The sequence below is a fragment of the Bacteroides caecimuris genome, assembly GCF_001688725.2.
GTDB lineage: Bacteria > Bacteroidota > Bacteroidia > Bacteroidales > Bacteroidaceae > Bacteroides > Bacteroides caecimuris.
In genome coordinates, this window is sequence record NZ_CP015401.2 from 1,325,688 (window position 1) to 1,347,005 (window position 21,318).

Here is a 21,318-nt window from a genome sequence, read left to right on the forward strand (position 1 = left end):
ACAGTAAGCAGACAAGTCCCACAAATTCAATGATTTGTGGGACTTTTTTATCCCCTTGTGTCTGCCTTAAAGTACACCTTTTCGCCCCTAAAAGACAAAGTTCGTAACCTAACTCGTACCCCCGACAAACAAAAACGGAAAGGGGGTACAGATTGTCCGAAATTGGCGAAGTCCTGTCGCTATTTGGCTTGCCTGCATAGAACTCATTTTTAGAGAATTACAATAGTTTTGCAACTTAAAAAGTGAGTTATGAAATCGACATTCAACATTTGCTTTTACGCAAAGAAAGACAAGCAGAAAGCCAACGGTGCGTACCCCCTTTTCGCCCGTATTACAGTGGACGGCGTGGCGAGCCGTTTTAACACTAAACTGGACGTGCTGCCCTCTATTTGGGACGGTAAAATGGGCAAGGCTACCGGACGTACTTCGGAAGCCAGCCGCATAAACCGTATGCTGGATGATATAAACGCATCACTGAATACCATTTACCACGAAATGCAGCGGCGTGACAACTACGTGACCGCCGAGAAAGTGAAGAACGAGTTTTTAGGTCATAGTGAGAGCCACGAAACAATCCTTACCCTGTTCCAAAAGCACAATGACGATGTAAAGCAGTTGGTCGGCATATCCAAGACGATAGCGACCTACCGTAAGTATGAAGTCACCCGCCGCCACCTTGCCGAGTTCATTCAAAGCAAGTACAACGTATCGGACATATCCATTAAGGAGATTACCCCGATGTTCATTACCGATTTTGAGTTATACTTGCGTACCGCCTGCAAGTGCGGTTACAACACCACCGCCAAGTTCATGCAGTTCTTCAAGCGCATTATCATCATTGCCCGCAACAACGGCATACTGGTGAACGACCCGTTCGCCAATTATAAAATCCGGCTGGAAAAAGTGGACAGAGGTTATCTGACAGAGGACGAGATAACAATCATCCTTAAAAAGAAAATGGTTTCCGAACGGCTGGAACACGTCAGGGACTTGTTCATCTTTGCCTGCTTCACCGGGCTTGCCTATATAGATGTAGCCGGGCTTACGCAAGATAATATCCGCAAATCCTTTGACGGCAACCTTTGGATAATGACAAAGCGGCAAAAGACGAATACGGACGTTAATGTTCCCCTGTTGGATATTCCCAAGATGATTTTGAAGAAGTACAAGGGCAAGTTACCGAATGGCAAGATACTTCCCATAATCAGCAATCAGAAGCTAAATGCCTACTTGAAAGAGATTGCCGATGTATGCGGAATTAAAAAGAACCTGACATTCCACCTTGCCCGTCACACGTTCGCAACGACTACCACACTATCAAAGGGCGTACCCATTGAAACGGTTTCCAAGATGCTGGGACACACCAATATCGAAACGACACAAATTTATGCCCGCATCACTAACAGCAAGATAGGCAGCGATATGCAGGGGCTTGACAAGAAGTTTGTCGGCATCGAGAAAATTTACAAGGAAGTCGCCATGTAATCTTGATTATTGGGAACTGGTCACAATTTGTGACCAGTCCTCACTATTATTCCAACATTACTTAATTCCCTAAAATATACGATTATGGATTTACAGATTATCCAAAACAAGATTTTTGAAGTCAGAGGTTGCCGGGTGATGCTCGATTATCATTTGGCAGAACTCTACCAAGTGGAAACACGAGCCTTGAAGCAGGCGGTCAAGCGCAATATCGAGCGTTTTCCAAGTGATTTTATGTTTGTTCTCACCCAAGAGGAAGCTAACTTGCTGTTATCCATAGGGGTGTCACAAAATGTGATACCCCCAGCTTACAACTTCGGCGTTGCTATGCCTATGGCTTTCACCGAACAGGGCGTAGCCATGCTTTCTTCGGTTCTCCGCTCCAAAGTAGCCATAGAAGTAAACATTTCAATCATGCGGGCTTTTGTCCTCATGCGCCAAATGGCAATCGATTACGAGGAACTGTTAAAGCGCATCGAGGAACTGGAGGTAAGCACCGATGCGCAGTTCAACGAACTGTACCAAGCCCTTACCCAGCTTTTGAGCCAGTCGAAACAACAGAAAGAACGCCGTCCGGTAGGTTTCGTTACCTATAACCGTGACAAAAACGAATAGGTAACGATTTCGGTAACGAAATTCCGCCTAACAAACTATATCCCAGTATTGTACATTCTTCCACCTTGCGGGCAGTCCACCGACTACCCGCATTTTTTATATCCTTTTCCAACTGGCACATTCCCCGAAACGCCAGCCGTGCGTGGCATGGCTGACTGTATTTCGTGAAAAGAGCCGTTGGAAACCCGCACAAGCGTACCGCAAGATGAACTTGCCATACCCTTGCCTTTCCCGCCCGCATGGAGTGTTCCCTAAAGGATGAAAGGGAACAAGCACTTTTCCCCTGTTTCCCTATCTGTAAATCTTCCTCATTATGCAGTCCCCCAGCCGGGACAGTCGTTTTTATCATTTCAATAGGCAAAGGTAGTTACGTGTTCTTCACGATTTTGCAAGGTCGAGCCGTTCCGGTTTGGCGAAAAAATCTTCCCTGCCTTGCGAGGTATTTTTTGTCCAAAACCTTGCAAACTCTAAACACTACCCTTTTGAGCCTATGTGAAACGAAAACGACCGACCCGACCGGAAGACGCATAAAAAAAAAGTCGGATTTACGGGAAACAGGAAAAAAGTTCAGTGAAACTTCAACTCCCTCACCTCTCGAATCCGCATAAAATCAAAAACTTAAAAATTATAGCAATATGGAAGCAAAGGTATTATCGGAAGCAAAAGTTTATGTAGGTACTTACGGCAAGTATAACAACGGTTCATTGTCCGGCGCATGGCTCGACCTTTCGGATTATTCGGACAAGGAAGAGTTTTACGAAGCCTGCCGGGAACTTCACAAGGACGAGGAAGATGCGGAATATATGTTTCAGGACTGGGAGAACGTGCCGGAGGGCTTAATCGGCGAAAGCTGGATTTCTGAAAATTTCTTTTCCCTGCGTGATGCGGTGGAGGATTTGGGCGACACCGAGCAGGAAGCCTTTTTCGTGTGGTGCAACTACAAGAGCCACGATTTGAGCGAAGAAGATGCGGACGATTTGATAAAAGCCTTTCAAGACGAGTATATAGGACAATATGACGATGAAGAAACCTTTGCCACGCAAATAGTCGCCGAGTGCTACGAACTGCCCGACTTCGCCGAAACATACTTTGATTACCAAAGGTTTGCCCGTGACCTGTTTATGTGCGATTACTGGTTTGATGACGGTTTTGTGTTCCGTGCGGCATAATCAAATACCAATCCGGGCGGGGTGTCAAAGCCCTGCCCGCTAAAACAACCAAGCTATGAAACGGAAAAGCATTTATAAAATCCTTTGGCGGGTGTTGCTGCTCTGCCTTGCATGGCGGTTCACCAGTGTAGCCGGAACAGGCACGGCGATAACGGCGTATATCGTATTTCGTGCCGCCTGTTTCCTGCTCCGTGTCTGCCTTTCAGCCGTTTATGCGCTGGGCGTGGCTCTGCTTTTCCTGTCGTTGCTTTTCTTACTGATATTATAACCATAAAAAATAGAACATCATGCAGTCACTTAACAAAAACGGGGTAAGCATTACCCAAACACCGGGAGAAGAAAAATACGTCAAATGCTGTTTAGCGGCTTTCAGGGGACAGATTTATTTTCAATATGACTACCGCCACACGGACGGCGAACTTTTCAGCACGGTAGCCAAAACGCTGGACGAGTGCCGCCGCAGGCGTGACGAGTGGATAGCGAAGAAATAACAGAGTAATAAGTAAATTTTAGGGATATGAAAACGACAGAAGTAAACAAAGAGTGGAAAATTTAAAGTCGATTGACCCACTATTATACTCTAAATTGACCCATCAAAAAAATATTAGATTTAAATAAAGAAAAATGCATTTTAACCCGGGTCATTTTCAATTATAATAATCTACAATATATACTATTTCTTTTTAGCATTAATCTTTCTTACAGAATCCCCGGTAAGTTCAATCTTGTGTGCTGTATGTACAATTCTGTCCAGGATTGCGTCAGCTACTGTAGGATCACCAATTGCATCATACCGGCTTTCGACAGGAAGTTGTGATGTTATTATGATTGATTTTAATCCGTGTCTGTCTTCTATTATTTCCATAAGGATTGACCTTTCCCTGGCATCCAGTCCTATAAGAAACAGATCGTCAAGAATCAGCAGTTGACACTTTTCTATTTTTTTCATCTCAGATTCTATAGTGCCCTTGTTTTTGGCAATTTTAAGCTGTCCCATAAGCTTTGACGCATTTGAATACAAAGTCTTTATTCCATTCTTACATGCCTCATATCCTATGGCTGAAGCTATATAGCTTTTACCTGTACCGGAGCTTCCCGTGATGAAAACATTCTGTCCGTCTCTTATAAAATCAAGAGATGCAAGTCTCTCAAGCTGGTTACGGTCAAGGTTACGTTTTATGGTATAGTCTATTTTTTCCATATATGCCTTATATCTGAAGTTTGCAGACTTTATCAGTCTCTCAATGCTTACATTGCGTCTGTAATCATATTCGCTTTCAAGAAGCCATTTAAGAAACTCATCGTTTGTCATACCATCAGAGGATGTGGTCCTGCAGTCATTTCTATATGTTTCAAGCATACCGTAAAAACGTAACTTGGAGAGTAGTTCCATTATTCTGTCCATATTTTTTCCGACAGTTCTGCTTGTTTTATTATTACTTGTCATTTTTATCCATGTTTTTAGAGTTAAAATAATCCTTGCCTCTGAGATTTCTGTGTTTGGGGGTAAGTTCTGGAGCCTGTCCCTCCATCTGTACATGATACTTCTCATCTTCCCTGTTTACCAGAATACTTTCAAGTTCGTTGTATCCGAACATACCGAATTCCATTGCCACCTGACATGAAAGAACCACCCTGTCATGTCCGAAACGCTCCACAAGACTTAATATGCCATCGGCTGAACGTACGGCCTGGACCGGATATTTCTTGGCAACGGCCACACGCTTTATGTACTCTTCCAATACCGGATCAATTCCACATGCCTTGCGGTATATATCATCCATTCTGATTCTGTATTCATGTGGCACTCCCGAAAGTTTGTGGGACGGTTTTTCTGAATAAGTGAAAGGTGTATCATCCTTTCGATGTGTCGTTATGTGTCTGAACTTATGATATATCTCCACTGTGTCCCCATCATACAGTAATTCTACAGTATCGCCGATATACTCTTTAGGAACACTGTAATAGTGATTGTTAAGCGATACATAACTGTTTCTCATGACAGTTGCCGTTTTCCGGCTTTTTGATATAAATTTTGTTGCCGGCAATGTATGCAGCCTGTCTTTCTCGACTTCGAGGAAACGTTCCCGACGGCTGTAGTTGCGATTGTACATCTTTCGGCTGTTCAACGCATCCGTATGCTTCATTATTTCTATGTTCAAGGCTTCAAGATCATTGAATTTCAATCCCGTCATCTTTGAATACACCTCCCTGTAGAGCAGTCTTACAGCATTCTCAACCAGAGCTTTGTCTTTAGGCTTTCGTACTCTTGCCGGGAAGACAACACATCCATAATGGTCTGCAAATGCAGCAAAGTCGTCATTGATTACAGGTTCAACACCTCCAGGCTTTGTTACGGCTGATCTCAGGTTGTCTGGAACTATGGCATTGGGGACACCTCCAAAATAATGGAAAGCATTTTCACATGCCTGGATAAGGTGTTCTTTCTTTTGTGATGGTACAGCCTCGTAATAGGTAATCTGGCTGCATGGAAGTATGGCGGCAAATACTTCTACGGGAACCTTATTGCCTGTTCTTTCGTATGAGAGATAAAGTTTGTCACCGGCAAAATCCACATACATCTGATCACCGGCTATATGATCTATGCGTCCAACAGGAATCTTTACTTCCCTTTCTCGTCTGATATACAAACAAAAAGAACAGTAGCTGTAACCTTGTGGACGATTTTTAAGATATTCCTCATACAAGGACCTTCTTGTTGTCCCACGGACCTTAAGTCGTTTCATGTAATCAGGTATACGTTCTTGAAGATACTTATACTCTGCAGATCCAGACGATTCTTTGTCAGTCTCCGTACCGAAAAGCTCATGCAGATGCTGCTCGTCCATTTTCAACAGACGCTCAAGTTCTATACCCATATCTTCGTATATACGGATATAACGTTTGACTGTATTACGTGAAACAAGGAGAGAAGAACTGATACCGCGGATACTCATTCCTGACTGATAACACCGCAGTATGTGCTTGATTCTTATTTTCATTCTTTAAAATTTTATTCGGTTAATAATACCGGGTTAAAATGCTTTGTAAAGTACGAAAACAAGACTGAAATATGGTAATTATATAGGGGCAATTTTTATTATAATCACAGCGGATCAGTTTCGGTTATAAAGGTGGGTCAGAAGACTTTTATAATAGTGGGTCAATCGACTTTAAATTTTCCATTCAGCATTATATTCGTGGGAATAAACGTGTACTGGTTCTGTTACTCCACCCTGAAAGAATGGGGAGTGACCTTTGAAGTGATAGACAAGATACTGTGGAACTTCCAGCGCACCACCGGGCTGTTCTCGTCCGTCCTTTGGACGAAACTTTTTGCGGTGGTGTTCCTCGCCCTGTCGTGCATCGGCACTAAGGGCGTGAAAGAGGAAAAGATAACGTGGACGAAGATACATTGCAGCCTTGCGGCGGGTGTCGTGTTGTTTTTCCTGAACTGGTGGTTGCTGGAACTTCCGCTGCCACACACGGCGGATGCCGTGTTTTATATCGCCACGCTGTCGGCGGGCTATATCTGTATGCTCATGGCGGGTACATGGATGTCCCGGCTGTTGAAGAACAACCTTATGGAAGATGTCTTTAATACCGAGAACGAAAGTTTCCAGCAGGAAACAAGGCTTATCGAGAACGAGTATTCCGTAAATCTGCCTACCCGGTTCTACTATAAGAAGAAATGGAATAACGGCTGGATAAATGTCGTGAACCCGTTCCGTGCCAGCCTTGTACTGGGAACACCGGGCAGCGGCAAGTCGTATGCGGTGGTAAACGGTTACATAAAACAGCAAATCGAGAAAGGTTTTGCGCTCTACCTGTATGATTATAAGTTTGTGTGACGTGGAAAGTTACGCCAGTAGCTGTCTGTCAATCGTTCATCGATAGAGCAGACCTATTGTTTCACCAATAGTAGCCTACGAGCAGGTGCGCTTGTACAAGGGTATCAAGCTGCTCGGACAAGGTAGCCCTCCCGAAAGGGTAAGAATGAACCGTGAGGGAAATTCAAAGGTCGCAAGCATTATGCGGTTGGGGAGCTTGGCTCGGAAGGTATGGTCAACGTAAGTGAATTGCTAATAAACGTCGTTAAGTCGAACAAGCCTACTAATGCTATCAGGCTTGAACCAAAAGGTAAAATGGCTGGTTGTCCCTGTGAATTTTGGGGGTACGTGAACAATAGAGCCATCGGCGAAGAGGCAAGACCTAACCCATTCCCGGTACTGGTGTAAAACACGGTAAGCCCATATATCTCCCGTAAGGGTAGGAGAACCGCAAGGTAATCTGACGGATATGTGGGTAAAGGAGAACCGGAGAAAGCGAATGCCATCCCGTAATCGGGTGGATAGGGATTGAGCCGAAACCATGAATTGTTTTTGACAACATTATCCTACGTGAAAGCGGGCAGACTTCCGGTATGGTGACGTTTTACAAGATAACTTTTAGAACTTATGAAAGAAGAAAAGCAAATGTACGAAAACAAAAAATCGTGTGCGTCTTCTGACTGCAATGGTCGGACTTGGGAAAGCATAGACTGGAACAAGTGCGAGCAGGCAGTCAATAAGCTGCAAGCGCGTATTGTAAAAGCTCAGAAAGCAGGTAAGTTCGGCAAGGTAAAAGCCTTGCAATGGACACTTACCCACTCGTTTTATGCCAAAGCATTGGCGGTCAAGCGAGTTACTTCCAATAATGGAAAGAAGACTTCAGGGGTTGATAAAATTCTTTGGTCAACTCCGCAATCGAAGTTCAAAGCCATTGTGACATTAAGAAGAAGAGGCTACAAGCCCCAACCGTTAAAAAGAGTAAATATCAAGAAAAGTAACGGCAAACTTCGCCCGTTGGGAATACCGACAATGAAAGACAGAGCCATGCAAGCACTTTATCTGATGGCATTGGAACCAGTGTCTGAAACTACAGCAGACAACTATTCCTTTGGTTTCAGGAAAGACCGCAGCACGGCAGACGCTATGGCTCGATGCCATTCGCTTCTGTCCAAGAAAACATCCGCCCAATGGATATTGGAGGGAGATATTAAAGGTTGTTTCGACCATATAAGCCATGAATGGTTGATGAAGAATATCCCTATGGATAAATCCATATTACAAAAATGGCTAAAATGTGGGTACGTATATAACAGAGAACTTTTCCCGACAGAAGAAGGTACACCGCAAGGAGGTATCATATCACCGACAATTGCCAATATGACGCTTGACGGTTTACAGAACCTATTGGAAACCCATTTCCCGTGGGAACGGGTATCAGGAAAATCAGGATGGTACTGCCCGAAAGTCAGATTGGTGCGTTATGCAGACGACTTCATTATAACAGGTGATACTAAAGAAATATTGGAACATAGTGTAAAACCTTTGGTAGCTGATTTCCTCGCAGAAAGAGGACTGACACTGTCAGAAGAGAAAACTAAGATTACACATATAACGGATGGTTTCGATTTTCTTGGTTTCAATGTACGGAAATTTGGAGATACCCTGCTGACACAACCCTCTAAAGATAGGACAAAACGAATGTTGAGCAAAGTCAAAGATGAAATCAAACGATTCCGTGGCGATGCTCAACATGAGCTGATTATGCGATTGAACCCGATACTTAACGGATGGGCAAACTATTACAAACATAGTGCAGCCTCAAATGTCTTTCGTAAGACAGATTATCAAATCTATAAGAAGTTATGGCGGTGGGCACTCCGCAGGCATGGTAACAAATGCAAAGGGTGGGTTAAGAACCGCTATTTCCATAGAATTGATGGTCGTGACTGGGTATTTGCAGTTAAAAGGAAGAACGAAAAGCATGAGGAATATTTTATTCCAATCACTATTCTGTTCAATACGAAGATTGAAAGATACCCCCAACTGAAATGTGATGTCAATCCTTTTGACCCTGAATGGAAGCAATACCTTGAAAAAAGGAGAACTGCCAAAATGAAAATGAGTTTGAAAGGTAAGAGGTCACTTATCTCAATGTGGGAAAGACAAAATCGAAACTGCGTGTTATGCGGACAGCCGATAACAGCAGAAACCTCATGGCACACCATGAGCCAGCAGAAGAATGGCAGAAACCACCTCTGTTTAGTTCATGATGGTTGTTATCAAAGTGTTACACATAAAAAGAAGAAGTAAGTATGAGCGTATTTCTATTTGAAAAGGAATATTGTTTGCTTGAGCCGTGTGAGGGGAAACTTTCACGCACGGTTCTTAGGGGGGAAAGCACCCGTAAGGGTGCTGACCTACCCGACCCCGACCTTTCAGAAATCGCTTACAATCACCTGCTTACACACTTGGACGGCTACAAGGTAAAGCCTAAGTTTTACGTTATCAACTTTGACGACCCCCGCAAGAGCCACCGATGCAACCCTATAAACGCCAGCTTCATGTCGGACATTGCGGATGCTTATGAAGCGAGCTACACGATTATGCTTAACCTTAACCGCAGTTGGATAAGCAAGCAGGGCGACTTCTTCGTGGAAAGCCCGATTATCCTTTTGGCGGCTATAATTTGGTATCTCCGTATCTATCAAGGCGGTAAGTATTGCACGTTCCCCCATGCCATTGAACTGTTGAACAAGAAATATGCCGATGTATTCACCATTTTGCGCAGCTATCCCGAACTGGAAAACTACCTTTCCCCGTTCGTGGACGCATGGGAAAGTTCGGCAGTTGAACAGTTGCAGGGGCAGATAGCCAGTGCGAAAATCCCGCTTTCAAGGATGATTTCACCCGCCCTTTACTGGGTAATGACGGGCGATGATTTTTCACTCGACATCAACAACCCGAAAGAGCCTAAAATCTTGGTTGTCGGCAACAATCCTGACCGCCAAAATATCTACTCGGCAGCACTGGGCTTATATAATTCCCGTATCGTGAAGCTGATAAACAAGAAAGGTCAGCTTAAAAGTTCGGTGATAATAGATGAATTACCGACCATATATTTTCGTGGGCTTGATAATTTGATTGCCACTGCCCGAAGCAACAAGGTTGCGGTTCTATTGGGCTTTCAGGATTACAGCCAGCTTACCCGTGACTACGGGGACAAGGAAAGCAAAGTAATCCAAAACACTGTGGGCAACGTGTTCAGCGGTCAGGTAGTCGGTGAAACGGCAAAAATCCTATCGGAGCGTTTCGGAAAGGTATTGCAGAAACGGCAGAGCATGACAATCAACCAGCGGGAGAAGTCCACCTCGATAAGCACTCAAATGGACAGCCTGATACCTGCCAGCAAAATATCCAACCTCACGCAAGGTATGTTCGTGGGTGCTGTGGCGGACAACTTCGATGAACGGATAGAGCAGAAGATTTTCCACTGTGAAATCGTGGTGGACAATGAAAAGGTGAAGCGGGAAACCGCCCGTTACGTGAAGTTGCCGCAGATTATCGACTTCACCGACAAGGACGGCAACGACCGGATGCAGGAGGAGATACAAGCCAACTATGACCGCATCCGGCAGGAAGTCCGGCAGATTGTCGAGGACGAGATAACCCGGATTAAGAACGACCCGGAGCTATGCCATTTGATAAAAGAGGAAGAATAGCTGTATATAATATAATGTATGGAGTGAAGAACAGCCGATGTAGCTTTACGGTTGTTCTTCATTCTGTTTTTTTGTGCGGTAGGCTTCAAAACGCACTAATATTTCGTGCAGGTTCTTCAATGTTTCCACAGCCGTGCCTATCGGCGGCATATTGCTTTTGTCAAAGGTCAGTTTCTTCAAATCGGTAGTGTACGCCGTAGCCACTTCGGGTAACGCCATGACCGCTTCGGCATCCTTGAATATCGGAGCATCAGCCAGCGACAAGTGCGAACGGGAGTTTTTGTTTAGCCCGTCCTCTATCGTCACCCGGTACATGGCATCCAAGAAATCTTCCGAATGTAGGTAATCGTTATATCCCTGATTGTGGTAGAGTGCCGACAAGTCGTAAACGTCACGGATATGCTTTGCCAGCAGTGCGGCTGCATCCTCATTGTAAGACAGCTTTACCAGCCTTGAAACCTTGTCGCAGATAGTCTTTCGGGGATTGATGCACTGCGTTTCAAAACTTCCCAGCCCGTAGGTGCTTATCAGTTCCTCTTGCCCGATGCTTTCAAGAAAGGCGGTCACAATCGGTTTGATAACCCGCTTGTCCGCCGGGTAGAACATCAGTTTTTTGTCCGGCAGGTCACAGGATTTTATCTCTACTTCCAAATGCTCTTTTAGTCCCACACCCTGAAATACATTGTCATACGAGAAATACAGTTTGCGGTAATTACCGCCCGTTTCCGACAAATCTTCCTTGTATATGTCACTGTTAAGTTCGGCTATGTATTTGGAAAGTTTCTTGTTCAATGTCTTTTCAGCCTGCTTGGACGCACCTTTGTCACCCGTGAACACGAACAAGTCCAAATCTTCCGAGAAGCGTTCTATCAGCCCGTAGGCTTTGGAAAGTGAAGTCCCGCCTTTGAAGTAGGTCTTATCCGCATATTCGGACATGGAAATATCCCGCAGTATCTTCGATACCCAGTAATCCTTTTCCACGTGCGACTGCTCGTAGCCGAAATGTTCAGCCGCCAGTGCGATGATTTCCTTGAACGCTTCCTTGTCCGAATGTAAATTCATATTTCTGTCCTATGCCGTTTTATAATCCAAGTTGAACCGTGTCGTGGGAAGAATGGTCTTTGCCATTTCTGTTTGCAATACGGTTTGTCTGATGTCGCCCAGTATGTCCGCCACCACCTTTCTGACACGTGGCGGGTAACTTTTCGCCAAAGATACGATTTTTTCCAGTTCCGGCAGGCTGTACCCGTTGAAATATTGGCTCTTGACCCGGTTGTAGATGTCCTGCCCGGTTGTTCCGGGTATGCGCTTCATGTCCTTTATCGCATCGAGCAGCCGCAAGTACGGGACAAGGCTTTCATCCGGGTAGTCCATGCAGTAGGCTTTCACGCACTCTATATCCAAGTTCTTGAAACGGAAACGGCGAACCGGGTTAGGAGTGGCTATCGTTATGGTTGTGGCAACCTGTTCGGTCAGCCCCATTTTGTTATAGATGTAAGCCCCCGTGATATAGCCGTTCAGTTTTTCAGTCAGGTAGCGGAACTGTTCATCCTGATAGACTGGCAGCTTTCCCAGCCCCAGCACTGATTTCTTGGGACGGTAGTACGCCCCCTTTTCAACCCGTACCAGTACCCCTTTGCGGCTCTGTTCGGAGAGCAGCACCGCAACATTGGCGGTCTTTTCCGTTTCAAACGATAAATCCCGGAACGTGAATATACGCCCGGTATCTATCCGTTCAATCTGCCCAAGTATCTCTTTTCTGAATGAAGCCATATTTATGTCCTTTGTTTCTATATGCAAAGATAGTATATTATGTAATCACCTGCAAAAACATAACAAAGATTTTGCCGAAGATGTTTTCTTTTTGTCGTGTCACCTGATAATAGGAGAATAACGGAAACTCAATCAAAGGCTTGCCATACGCTTCATAAACGCTTCACAAATGGCTCACAAGTATAATGCGATTTTTGTAAAACTGTTGATTATAAGCCGAAAACAATATATACAAATGGCTCACAAATGGCTCGTTTAAAGCAAGCGATTAACTTCGGTCTGTACCCGTTTTAAATCTCCAACCAACAGTTGGAGATTTACCGTACCCGGATAATTTCAAGCTCCGCAGGACAAATTCGGGCATCCCTTGCCCCCGTTTTTAGTCGCTATCTGTAGACTGGACTATTATTATACCATTCAATAATCAAATCATTATCGTTATTATGGACATTTAAAGTGAAAAAGAGTAACCATTCTATTTTCCGCCTTGACACGCATCGCAACCCAGCATATCTTTGCGCCATAACCAATTACTAACAAAGATTATGGCAAAAGAAAAAGTAAACTACCAAGAGGTGTACGACCTCTATCAGCTGTGCTGCGAAACCAAAGACCTTCGCGAGTTCTGTGCGGATTATGGAGTGAATTACGACAAGTTCATGAACTGGCAGCGCCACCAGCTATGGAGTGAGAAGTTAGGCAAGACAGTTCAGGTTGATCACCCCAAGGTTGCCAAAGTCCAGATAACCGGCAATCCCTGCAACAGTCCAACCGTGAAAATGGAAGTGAGACAGCCCGAAGGTGAAGCTCCGATAAGATGGGTAAAATTACAATTGGCATCAGGCGCAACGCTGTTCCTGAGAAACACCACAGTTCTTGATTTGAGCTTGTTGCTTAATAAAATGATAGGATGACATGCTGGGACTGAGTGCTAACCTGAACTATTACCTGTTCAACGGTAATGTTGATCTGCGGAAAGGTATTTTCCGATTATGTGAGAGTATAAGGGAAGAGATGTCACTTGACCCGAGCGATGCCTCCAACGTCTATATGTTCATGTCCCGTAACCGGAAGGTTGTGAAGATACTTCATTATGAACGCGGTTTTTATGTGCTTTACGAGAAACGTCCTGTCATGGGAAAGTTCAAGAAACCGGTATTTGATGAGGTCTCCAAATGCTACCGGATACAATGGTCAGACATGGTCTATCTTACGGAAAGTATTGTAGTTGACAAGATGTACGTTAGTTCAAAAGATTAATATTAATATATTGATTATCAGTAAAATGATATAAAAATAAACGATAAAAAGTTTGCGTAACTGCCTGATTTTTCGTACCTTTATATCATGATTGATGAAAGGGCATACGAGTTACTTTGCTGCCAGTTGGGTCTGGCGAATGAGGAAAAGGCAGGGCTTCGCAAACAGGTAAACGAACTGATTGCGAGGTTTAAGGCCATTGAAGAATCCAATAAGGAGAACTCCAAGGCTCTGGTTGATACAATCAATGAATTATCCGTAACAGTCGAGAACTATCGAAAAGAAATGGAGCTTATGAGAAAGCAGCTTGAAGCGAAAGACGAGGTGAACAGGATGCTGGCAAACGAGATTTCCAATCTCAGGCTTCAGCTTGAGGACAACAGGAAACACCGTTTCGGCCGTACATCCGAGCAAAGAAAACTGCTGAACAACCGTAACCTTGACAAGTCTGCACTGCATAAGTCCGAATATGACGGTTCTGACAGAAAGGATGATGACAACGATAAGGCTGACGGTAACGAAACCGGCAGCAGTACCACTTCTGGTAGCACACCTGCACAGGACAGCCAACCTTCAAGAAGAAAGGAAACTGCACCACGTGCCGTGAAAACCAAATTGAAAGTTGACAAAGTAGTAGTACATGAAGTGGACGAGTATTACACGCTTCCCGAAGGAGGACGGTTCATGAACCGCAACGGTATGCCTGATGTGTGGGAATACAGGGTCATAGAACATGTAAGGGCTCATAACGTGGAGCATGTCTACAAGGTGGCAAGGGTGAAGCTTGCGGACGGCACTTTCGCGAACACGATGGAACATCCGCTGAAAGACCTTGGAGGCATCTTCTCTCCTGAACTGCTTGCCCGTCTGCTCTGTCTGAAATACGACTTCAGCATGCCGGAGAACAGGCAGATAAGACTGCTTGCCAGAGAGGGCATCCACATAAGCAATACCACACTGAACAGCTATATCCATAACGGAATCGCCAAACTCAAGGGTTTTATCGGAGAGGTATTCAAGGGGTTTGTACAGCAGGCTGAATATCTTATGGTTGATGAGACGACCGAACTTGTAGGCGTCGAAACAAAGGAAGGCAAGGCTTACAGGAGAAAGTACTTATGGGCATTCTTTGCAAAGCATATGAAGATGGTCTATTACCACTATAACAACGGCAGCAGGTCATCCGATGCGACGAAGTCGTTCCTGGAACATTTTATGGGGACCCTTTCCACTGACGGATATACGGTTTACAGAATGTTTGATGGAGAAGACTCAAAGGTGCTTCATATAGGATGCTGGACGCACTGCAGAAGGTTGTGGGTTGACGCCTTGCCTTCGGACAGGACAGCGATGGAGATAATAGACTCCATCGGCGATATGTTCATGAATGAAGATCTGTTCCGCACCATGAAGCTCAGCGGTGAGCAGATAAAGGGGAAAAGACGGAAGCTTACAGGACCGATCCTTGAAAGTATCCATCATAAGGTGGTCATGATGATGCAGGATGCGAAGATTATGGCTAACGAACTGATGAGAAAGGCTGTCAATTATACGTTAAACCAGTGGAAGTCCCTGAGAAATATCCTCAAGGACGGTGCAGCGGAAATATCGAACAACCTCTGTGAACAAAGGATGAAACCGGTAAAGCTGTTGCTCAAGAACTGTATGAACATAGGCAGTGAGGATGCGGCAGAAAACTCGGCATTCATCTTCTCTCTGATAGAAAGCTGTAAGCTTAATGGCATAGACCCTCAGGATTACCTGAAGCACCTGTTCGAATGTATTCTTCATGGTAAGGACTGCGACAAGAAGACTCTTCTACCATGTTTTTATAAACCGGAATGTTAAAACAAAAATATTTTCTTGCGGGCATTTTTATTTTATCGGCTGAAAAACAGCCGATAAAATTGTCGTGGCGGAAAATAGAATGATTACTGAAAAAGATATTCCTATAATGATTAAAGCAATAGATGCAAATATGTATCTATATCTTTTTGTAGAAAACATTGCTCCTATACAAGAGATAGATACAGCAAATTGCATACATTTTAAACTTAACTCTGTAGTCTTAAATATACACATAGACAAAAAAGATAATGCCAAAACAAATAGTATAGCATTCAATATATATTTCAGTTTCATATTCCTTTGATTTACATTGACCTTATTAGCAGTAGCATATAAATTGCTCATCCTAACCCAATAACCAATCCTATACAAAAGAACAAGGTGAATCTCTTTTCCTTGTGTTTCAGCCCATAGACCAGCCCGATAATAGCACATAAAGGAATATTAGATGAATCTGCATTTTTTCCTTTATTTACAAGGTATTTATGACTTTCTTTGCTCAATTTGCAAATCTCACGGTTCTCATTGTTCTGTTGTAGCATACATTTATGCAACTTAATGTTTCCATGATTCAGTTTAATCTATTTTCTCTAATTCAATTGTAGCTACTTTCTCTTTATCTGGACTAATTTCATTCTGTATAATGGTTATATGTTTTTGGGTATAGCTTTTGATAATCCAAGGGGCTCCACCCAAATATAAAGCATTGCTATTAAATGTGATATATTTCCCTTCTATTGTATAAGTAATATCAATTTCATCGTAACCTTCCCAATTTACTTTCCCTTTCCGAGTATCTACAAATTGCATACCGACCCCCATATTTTGTACTGTCCAAGCCTCACAATGCCCTGTTCCACGCCATGAAGTCTGATAAAGTGCTTCGGGGGTTAATTCATTTGTCTGTTCATTATCATCGTCGCAGCTTATAAAGCTGAATGTACAGAGGAATAGCATAAGTATTCCAAGAATTTCTTTTGTTTTCATATTCTTTTTTTTAATCTCTTGTTTAACTCATTCAATCTTTATTTTGTCTCTTCGTTGAACCAACCAAAGATAAGACAAAGATAAAAAGAAGAATTCTTTGGCAGATTAAGATACTCTTGGAATATTGTTATGAATGTAAATTTCTAAACCTATGTTTATTTTTTGTTGTCAAAACTTTGCTTGCGTCTGATTCGGCTCATGTGTATGGGTGTAATTTTAAGGTAGGATGCTATTTCTTTTAGTGATACCATTTGAAGGATTGCAGGGCATTTTTTTAAAAGTTGGAGGTAACGCTCTTCCGGTGTGAATCTGAATAAATCTAAATAACGTGAATATGATTGGAAAAACATCTGTTCGGCTGCGATACGGGCTATCCGTTGGTTTTCATTATTTTCCTTGAATTTTTGCTGTAAGAATGTAGAAGAACAGATGTAAATCTCGCACGGGATTATCGCCTGTATATTCAATTCTGATTTCATGCCATATAAGCAAGTGGGATAATCGGCTATAAATTCATTTGGAAAGGAAAAACCGACATTATACGGCTTGTTTTCTGTCCGGTTGGTGCAACTGTATTTGACTACGCCTGATAAGATAAACCCGAAGAAAGAACAGGCATCACCTTCATGGAGAATAAACTCATTCTTTTTATAATGTCGTAACTCTCCATGTTTCAGACACAACTCCTTGAAGAAGTCTATGTCTATGTTACTCATATATGAATTGAATTCGGCTATCATTTGTATATAAGAGAAATGTATAAAAAATATCTGAATTTCCATGTTTGGAGTTTAGTCTGTTTTTTGTCTATATATCCAAACCGTACTAAACTTTTTTCTGTTGACTGCAAGATATAAGTACTGGCGAAAAGAGTAAGAATAAAAGGTATTTCTTTTTGACAGTATTACTTTTAATAATTTGAGGAGGAAATAATACTCTAAGTAAAGGCTTATTCTACCGTCCGAGAGCTTATTTTGCTCCAGCTTGGGGTTTTCTTTCGTTTTATTTTCTAACATTGCCATTGTTTAGAGGTTTTATCTCGATTTAGGTGCCGTAACCGGGTAATTACACTAAATAGTTGATTTTCTTTTGTTTTCTGCGGATGCAAAGGTACAAAAGAAAATGATATTTCAAAGTGTACTGAATAACTGGAAAATTTAAAGTCGATTGACCCACTATTATAAAAGTCTTCTGACCCACCTTTATAACCGAAACTGATCCGCTGTGATTATAATAAAAATTGCCCCTATATAATTACCATATTTCAGTCTTGTTTTCGTACTTTACAAAGCATTTTAACCCGGTATTATTAACCGAATAAAATTTTAAAGAATGAAAATAAGAATCAAGCACATACTGCGGTGTTATCAGTCAGGAATGAGTATCCGCGGTATCAGTTCTTCTCTCCTTGTTTCACGTAATACAGTCAAACGTTATATCCGTATATACGAAGATATGGGTATAGAACTTGAGCGTCTGTTGAAAATGGACGAGCAGCATCTGCATGAGCTTTTCGGTACGGAGACTGACAAAGAATCGTCTGGATCTGCAGAGTATAAGTATCTTCAAGAACGTATACCTGATTACATGAAACGACTTAAGGTCCGTGGGACAACAAGAAGGTCCTTGTATGAGGAATATCTTAAAAATCGTCCACAAGGTTACAGCTACTGTTCTTTTTGTTTGTATATCAGACGAGAAAGGGAAGTAAAGATTCCTGTTGGACGCATAGATCATATAGCCGGTGATCAGATGTATGTGGATTTTGCCGGTGACAAACTTTATCTCTCATACGAAAGAACAGGCAATAAGGTTCCCGTAGAAGTATTTGCCGCCATACTTCCATGCAGCCAGATTACCTATTACGAGGCTGTACCATCACAAAAGAAAGAACACCTTATCCAGGCATGTGAAAATGCTTTCCATTATTTTGGAGGTGTCCCCAATGCCATAGTTCCAGACAACCTGAGATCAGCCGTAACAAAGCCTGGAGGTGTTGAACCTGTAATCAATGACGACTTTGCTGCATTTGCAGACCATTATGGATGTGTTGTCTTCCCGGCAAGAGTACGAAAGCCTAAAGACAAAGCTCTGGTTGAGAATGCTGTAAGACTGCTCTACAGGGAGGTGTATTCAAAGATGACGGGATTGAAATTCAATGATCTTGAAGCCTTGAACATAGAAATAATGAAGCATACGGATGCGTTGAACAGCCGAAAGATGTACAATCGCAACTACAGCCGTCGGGAACGTTTCCTCGAAGTCGAGAAAGACAGGCTGCATACATTGCCGGCAACAAAATTTATATCAAAAAGCCGGAAAACGGCAACTGTCATGAGAAACAGTTATGTATCGCTTAACAATCACTATTACAGTGTTCCTAAAGAGTATATCGGCGATACTGTAGAATTACTGTATGATGGGGACACAGTGGAGATATATCATAAGTTCAGACACATAACGACACATCGAAAGGATGATACACCTTTCACTTATTCAGAAAAACCGTCCCACAAACTTTCGGGAGTGCCACATGAATACAGAATCAGAATGGATGATATATACCGCAAGGCATGTGGAATTGATCCGGTATTGGAAGAGTACATAAAGCGTGTGGCCGTTGCCAAGAAATATCCGGTCCAGGCCGTACGTTCAGCCGATGGCATATTAAGTCTTGTGGAGCGTTTCGGACATGACAGGGTGGTTCTTTCATGTCAGGTGGCAATGGAATTCGGTATGTTCGGATACAACGAACTTGAAAGTATTCTGGTAAACAGGGAAGATGAGAAGTATCATGTACAGATGGAGGGACAGGCTCCAGAACTTACCCCCAAACACAGAAATCTCAGAGGCAAGGATTATTTTAACTCTAAAAACATGGATAAAAATGACAAGTAATAATAAAACAAGCAGAACTGTCGGAAAAAATATGGACAGAATAATGGAACTACTCTCCAAGTTACGTTTTTACGGTATGCTTGAAACATATAGAAATGACTGCAGGACCACATCCTCTGATGGTATGACAAACGATGAGTTTCTTAAATGGCTTCTTGAAAGCGAATATGATTACAGACGCAATGTAAGCATTGAGAGACTGATAAAGTCTGCAAACTTCAGATATAAGGCATATATGGAAAAAATAGACTATACCATAAAACGTAACCTTGACCGTAACCAGCTTGAGAGACTTGCATCTCTTGATTTTATAAGAGACGGACAGAATGTTTTCATCACGGGAAGCTCCGGTACAGGTAAAAGCTATATAGCTTCAGCCATAGGATATGAGGCATGTAAGAATGGAATAAAGACTTTGTATTCAAATGCGTCAAAGCTTATGGGACAGCTTAAAATTGCCAAAAACAAGGGCACTATAGAATCTGAGATGAAAAAAATAGAAAAGTGTCAACTGCTGATTCTTGACGATCTGTTTCTTATAGGACTGGATGCCAGGGAAAGGTCAATCCTTATGGAAATAATAGAAGACAGACACGGATTAAAATCAATCATAATAACATCACAACTTCCTGTCGAAAGCCGGTATGATGCAATTGGTGATCCTACAGTAGCTGACGCAATCCTGGACAGAATTGTACATACAGCACACAAGATTGAACTTACCGGGGATTCTGTAAGAAAGATTAATGCTAAAAAGAAATAGTATATATTGTAGATTATTATAATTGAAAATGACCCGGGTTAAAATGCATTTTTCTTTATTTAAATCTAATATTTTTTTGATGGGTCAATTTAGAGTATAATAGTGGGTCAATCGACTTTAAATTTTCCAACAATGTAAATATACTAAAATCCAATGACATACAAAAGCAAACAGAGTAAAAAATGGGTACTATTTTCGAAGTTTCTTCAGGTTTTCAAGTCTCGTGCGACGGGAGTCGCGGTCTTCCATGATACCCTCCACAATCATGACAAGTTCCCGCCATTCTATATTTGTACAGACCTCATTGTCATTGGCAGAATCAGGTTTTCCTAAGGTTCCTGCTTCCAGAAGTTTGGAGTACAGCACCATGCCGCCCGGCTCCCAATGCAGGAGCTTTATACGGTCACGGGCACGGTTTATGAAGATATACACATTGCCGTTGCAGGGGTCCTGACCCATGGCGTCTGTGACGATACCGCTGAGGGTATGGAAGCTTTTGCGCATATCAGTCGGGCGGTTATACAACAGATAGCGCATACTGTCATTAAGGCTGAACATGGTTGCAGGACTGGATGATTGAAAACAGTTCCTTTTCATTTAGCTCACCGCAAATGCGTATGGCACTACCGGCCGGGGTACGTATTTCTATCTCTTTCAATCCGCTTGGCGTAGCCGGTGTGCTTTTCTGTTTCCGTCCGGTTGTACCGGCAAATGAAGGAACAGGAACAAAAGATCCGCTGTGCGGAAGCTCGATAAACTCACCTTGAGCCGTTTTACCAGATGATTGCTCGGCGGCATAACGGGATTTGCTGTCATAAAACCGCCATATGGGGATATTGAGTTCCTCTAATCTTGACTTATAAGTCACTTTGTGCTCTTTGCAGTAGTTCATTATCTCTACTACTTCTTCTCGTGTCATCATAACTTTGCTTTTTGGACGTAAAGTTAATGACGGAAGTTTAAGGAAAAAA

20 protein-coding genes and 2 pseudogenes are annotated in these 21,318 nt (G+C 42.8%); 13 read left to right on the forward strand and 9 right to left on the reverse strand.

Annotated features, from left to right (window positions below; genetic code table 11):
- Positions 1–249: 249 nt before the first annotated feature.
- The 5 genes from A4V03_RS05550 (at position 250) to A4V03_RS05580 (ending at position 3,760) form a co-directional block, all read left to right on the forward strand.
- A complete protein-coding gene (locus tag A4V03_RS05550; protein ID WP_065538234.1) occupies positions 250–1,485 on the forward strand; it encodes a site-specific integrase in 1,236 nt (411 codons plus the stop codon).
- 84 nt (positions 1,486–1,569) lie between these two features.
- Complete coding sequence (locus tag A4V03_RS05555; RefSeq protein ID WP_065538235.1) at positions 1,570–2,100, forward strand: ORF6N domain-containing protein; 531 nt, start codon at positions 1,570–1,572, stop codon at positions 2,098–2,100.
- Between the two features lie 635 nt (positions 2,101–2,735).
- On the forward strand, positions 2,736–3,269 hold the full coding sequence (locus tag A4V03_RS05570; protein ID WP_065538236.1) for an antirestriction protein ArdA: 534 nt from the start codon (positions 2,736–2,738) through the stop codon (positions 3,267–3,269).
- A 55-nt stretch (positions 3,270–3,324) separates the two neighbouring features.
- Positions 3,325–3,537 (forward strand): hypothetical protein, encoded by a 213-nt coding sequence (locus tag A4V03_RS05575; protein WP_065538237.1) that lies wholly within the window; start codon positions 3,325–3,327, stop codon positions 3,535–3,537.
- Positions 3,538–3,556: 19 nt separating this feature from the next.
- Positions 3,557–3,760 (forward strand): DUF3873 domain-containing protein, encoded by a 204-nt coding sequence (locus A4V03_RS05580; RefSeq protein ID WP_065538238.1) that lies wholly within the window; start codon positions 3,557–3,559, stop codon positions 3,758–3,760.
- A gap of 182 nt (positions 3,761–3,942) precedes the next feature.
- On the opposite strand, the gene istB (A4V03_RS05585) is transcribed toward A4V03_RS05580, so the two are convergent.
- Together istB (A4V03_RS05585) and istA (A4V03_RS05590) are read right to left on the reverse strand one after the other, a co-directional pair.
- On the reverse strand, positions 3,943–4,716 hold the full coding sequence (gene istB, locus A4V03_RS05585; protein WP_065538199.1) for an IS21-like element helper ATPase IstB: 774 nt from the start codon (positions 4,714–4,716) through the stop codon (positions 3,943–3,945).
- Entirely contained in the window at positions 4,706–6,271 is a 1,566-nt protein-coding gene (gene istA, locus A4V03_RS05590; protein WP_065538200.1) for an IS21 family transposase, read from the reverse strand. Before istA (A4V03_RS05590) ends, istB (A4V03_RS05585) begins: the two co-directional genes overlap by 11 nt.
- Before the next feature lie 126 nt (positions 6,272–6,397).
- Here istA (A4V03_RS05590) and A4V03_RS05595 point away from each other — a divergent pair.
- The 3 genes and pseudogenes from A4V03_RS05595 to A4V03_RS05605 form a co-directional block, all read left to right on the forward strand.
- Positions 6,398–7,114: pseudogene (locus A4V03_RS05595) on the forward strand (YWFCY domain-containing protein); the annotation flags it as partial.
- Between the two features lie 630 nt (positions 7,115–7,744).
- Positions 7,745–9,409 carry a group II intron reverse transcriptase/maturase gene (gene ltrA / locus A4V03_RS05600; RefSeq protein WP_065540306.1) on the forward strand — a complete coding sequence of 555 codons (1,665 nt, stop codon included), beginning with the start codon at positions 7,745–7,747 and terminating at the stop codon, positions 9,407–9,409.
- Between the two features lie 104 nt (positions 9,410–9,513).
- Positions 9,514–10,818 (forward strand): annotated as a pseudogene (locus tag A4V03_RS05605) (TraM recognition domain-containing protein); the annotation flags it as partial.
- 45 nt (positions 10,819–10,863) lie between these two features.
- On the opposite strand, the gene A4V03_RS05610 reads toward A4V03_RS05605, so the two are convergent.
- Together A4V03_RS05610 and A4V03_RS05615 are read right to left on the reverse strand one after the other, a co-directional pair.
- Positions 10,864–11,880 (reverse strand): nucleotidyl transferase AbiEii/AbiGii toxin family protein, encoded by a 1,017-nt coding sequence (locus tag A4V03_RS05610; protein ID WP_065538240.1) that lies wholly within the window; start codon positions 11,878–11,880, stop codon positions 10,864–10,866.
- A 9-nt stretch (positions 11,881–11,889) separates the two neighbouring features.
- On the reverse strand, positions 11,890–12,591 hold the full coding sequence (locus A4V03_RS05615) for a DUF6088 family protein (RefSeq protein WP_011202384.1): 702 nt from the start codon (positions 12,589–12,591) through the stop codon (positions 11,890–11,892).
- Positions 12,592–13,136: 545 nt separating this feature from the next.
- Between A4V03_RS05615 and A4V03_RS05620 the strand changes: the two genes are divergently transcribed.
- The 3 genes from A4V03_RS05620 (at position 13,137) to tnpC (ending at position 15,699) form a co-directional block, all read left to right on the forward strand.
- The gene (locus tag A4V03_RS05620) at positions 13,137–13,505 is read left to right on the forward strand and encodes a hypothetical protein (protein ID WP_065538241.1); all 369 of its coding nucleotides are present in this window, start codon (positions 13,137–13,139) and stop codon (positions 13,503–13,505) included.
- A gap of 1 nt (position 13,506) precedes the next feature.
- A complete protein-coding gene (tnpB, locus tag A4V03_RS05625) occupies positions 13,507–13,851 on the forward strand; it encodes an IS66 family insertion sequence element accessory protein TnpB (RefSeq protein WP_065538242.1) in 345 nt (114 codons plus the stop codon).
- An 87-nt stretch (positions 13,852–13,938) separates the two neighbouring features.
- Positions 13,939–15,699 (forward strand): IS66 family transposase, encoded by a 1,761-nt coding sequence (tnpC, locus tag A4V03_RS05630; protein WP_065538243.1) that lies wholly within the window; start codon positions 13,939–13,941, stop codon positions 15,697–15,699.
- A gap of 341 nt (positions 15,700–16,040) precedes the next feature.
- Here the strand turns inward: tnpC and A4V03_RS05640 are convergent, their stop codons facing one another.
- From A4V03_RS05640 to A4V03_RS05650, 3 genes are all read right to left on the reverse strand, one after another.
- Complete coding sequence (locus A4V03_RS05640) at positions 16,041–16,241, reverse strand: hypothetical protein (RefSeq protein WP_007478170.1); 201 nt, start codon at positions 16,239–16,241, stop codon at positions 16,041–16,043.
- A 34-nt stretch (positions 16,242–16,275) separates the two neighbouring features.
- The gene (locus A4V03_RS05645; protein ID WP_004309979.1) at positions 16,276–16,686 is read right to left on the reverse strand and encodes a hypothetical protein; all 411 of its coding nucleotides are present in this window, start codon (positions 16,684–16,686) and stop codon (positions 16,276–16,278) included.
- Positions 16,687–16,841: 155 nt separating this feature from the next.
- Positions 16,842–17,468 carry a Crp/Fnr family transcriptional regulator gene (locus A4V03_RS05650; protein WP_004309980.1) on the reverse strand — a complete coding sequence of 209 codons (627 nt, stop codon included), beginning with the start codon at positions 17,466–17,468 and terminating at the stop codon, positions 16,842–16,844.
- A gap of 550 nt (positions 17,469–18,018) precedes the next feature.
- Between A4V03_RS05650 and istA (A4V03_RS05665) the strand changes: the two genes are divergently transcribed.
- Both istA (A4V03_RS05665) and istB (A4V03_RS05670) read left to right on the forward strand, forming a co-directional pair.
- Positions 18,019–19,584: an IS21 family transposase gene (gene istA, locus A4V03_RS05665; protein ID WP_065538200.1), complete on the forward strand. Its 1,566-nt coding sequence runs from the start codon at positions 18,019–18,021 to the stop codon at positions 19,582–19,584.
- A complete protein-coding gene (gene istB / locus A4V03_RS05670; RefSeq protein ID WP_065538199.1) occupies positions 19,574–20,347 on the forward strand; it encodes an IS21-like element helper ATPase IstB in 774 nt (257 codons plus the stop codon). The genes istA (A4V03_RS05665) and istB (A4V03_RS05670) overlap by 11 nt, the downstream gene beginning before the upstream one ends.
- Before the next feature lie 189 nt (positions 20,348–20,536).
- Here the strand turns inward: istB (A4V03_RS05670) and tnpB (A4V03_RS05675) are convergent, their stop codons facing one another.
- On the reverse strand, positions 20,537–20,944 hold the full coding sequence (gene tnpB / locus A4V03_RS05675) for an IS66 family insertion sequence element accessory protein TnpB (RefSeq protein WP_236588653.1): 408 nt from the start codon (positions 20,942–20,944) through the stop codon (positions 20,537–20,539).
- The gene (locus tag A4V03_RS05680; protein ID WP_236588652.1) at positions 20,892–21,269 is read right to left on the reverse strand and encodes a hypothetical protein; all 378 of its coding nucleotides are present in this window, start codon (positions 21,267–21,269) and stop codon (positions 20,892–20,894) included. Before A4V03_RS05680 ends, tnpB (A4V03_RS05675) begins: the two co-directional genes overlap by 53 nt.
- Positions 21,270–21,318 lie beyond the last annotated feature (49 nt).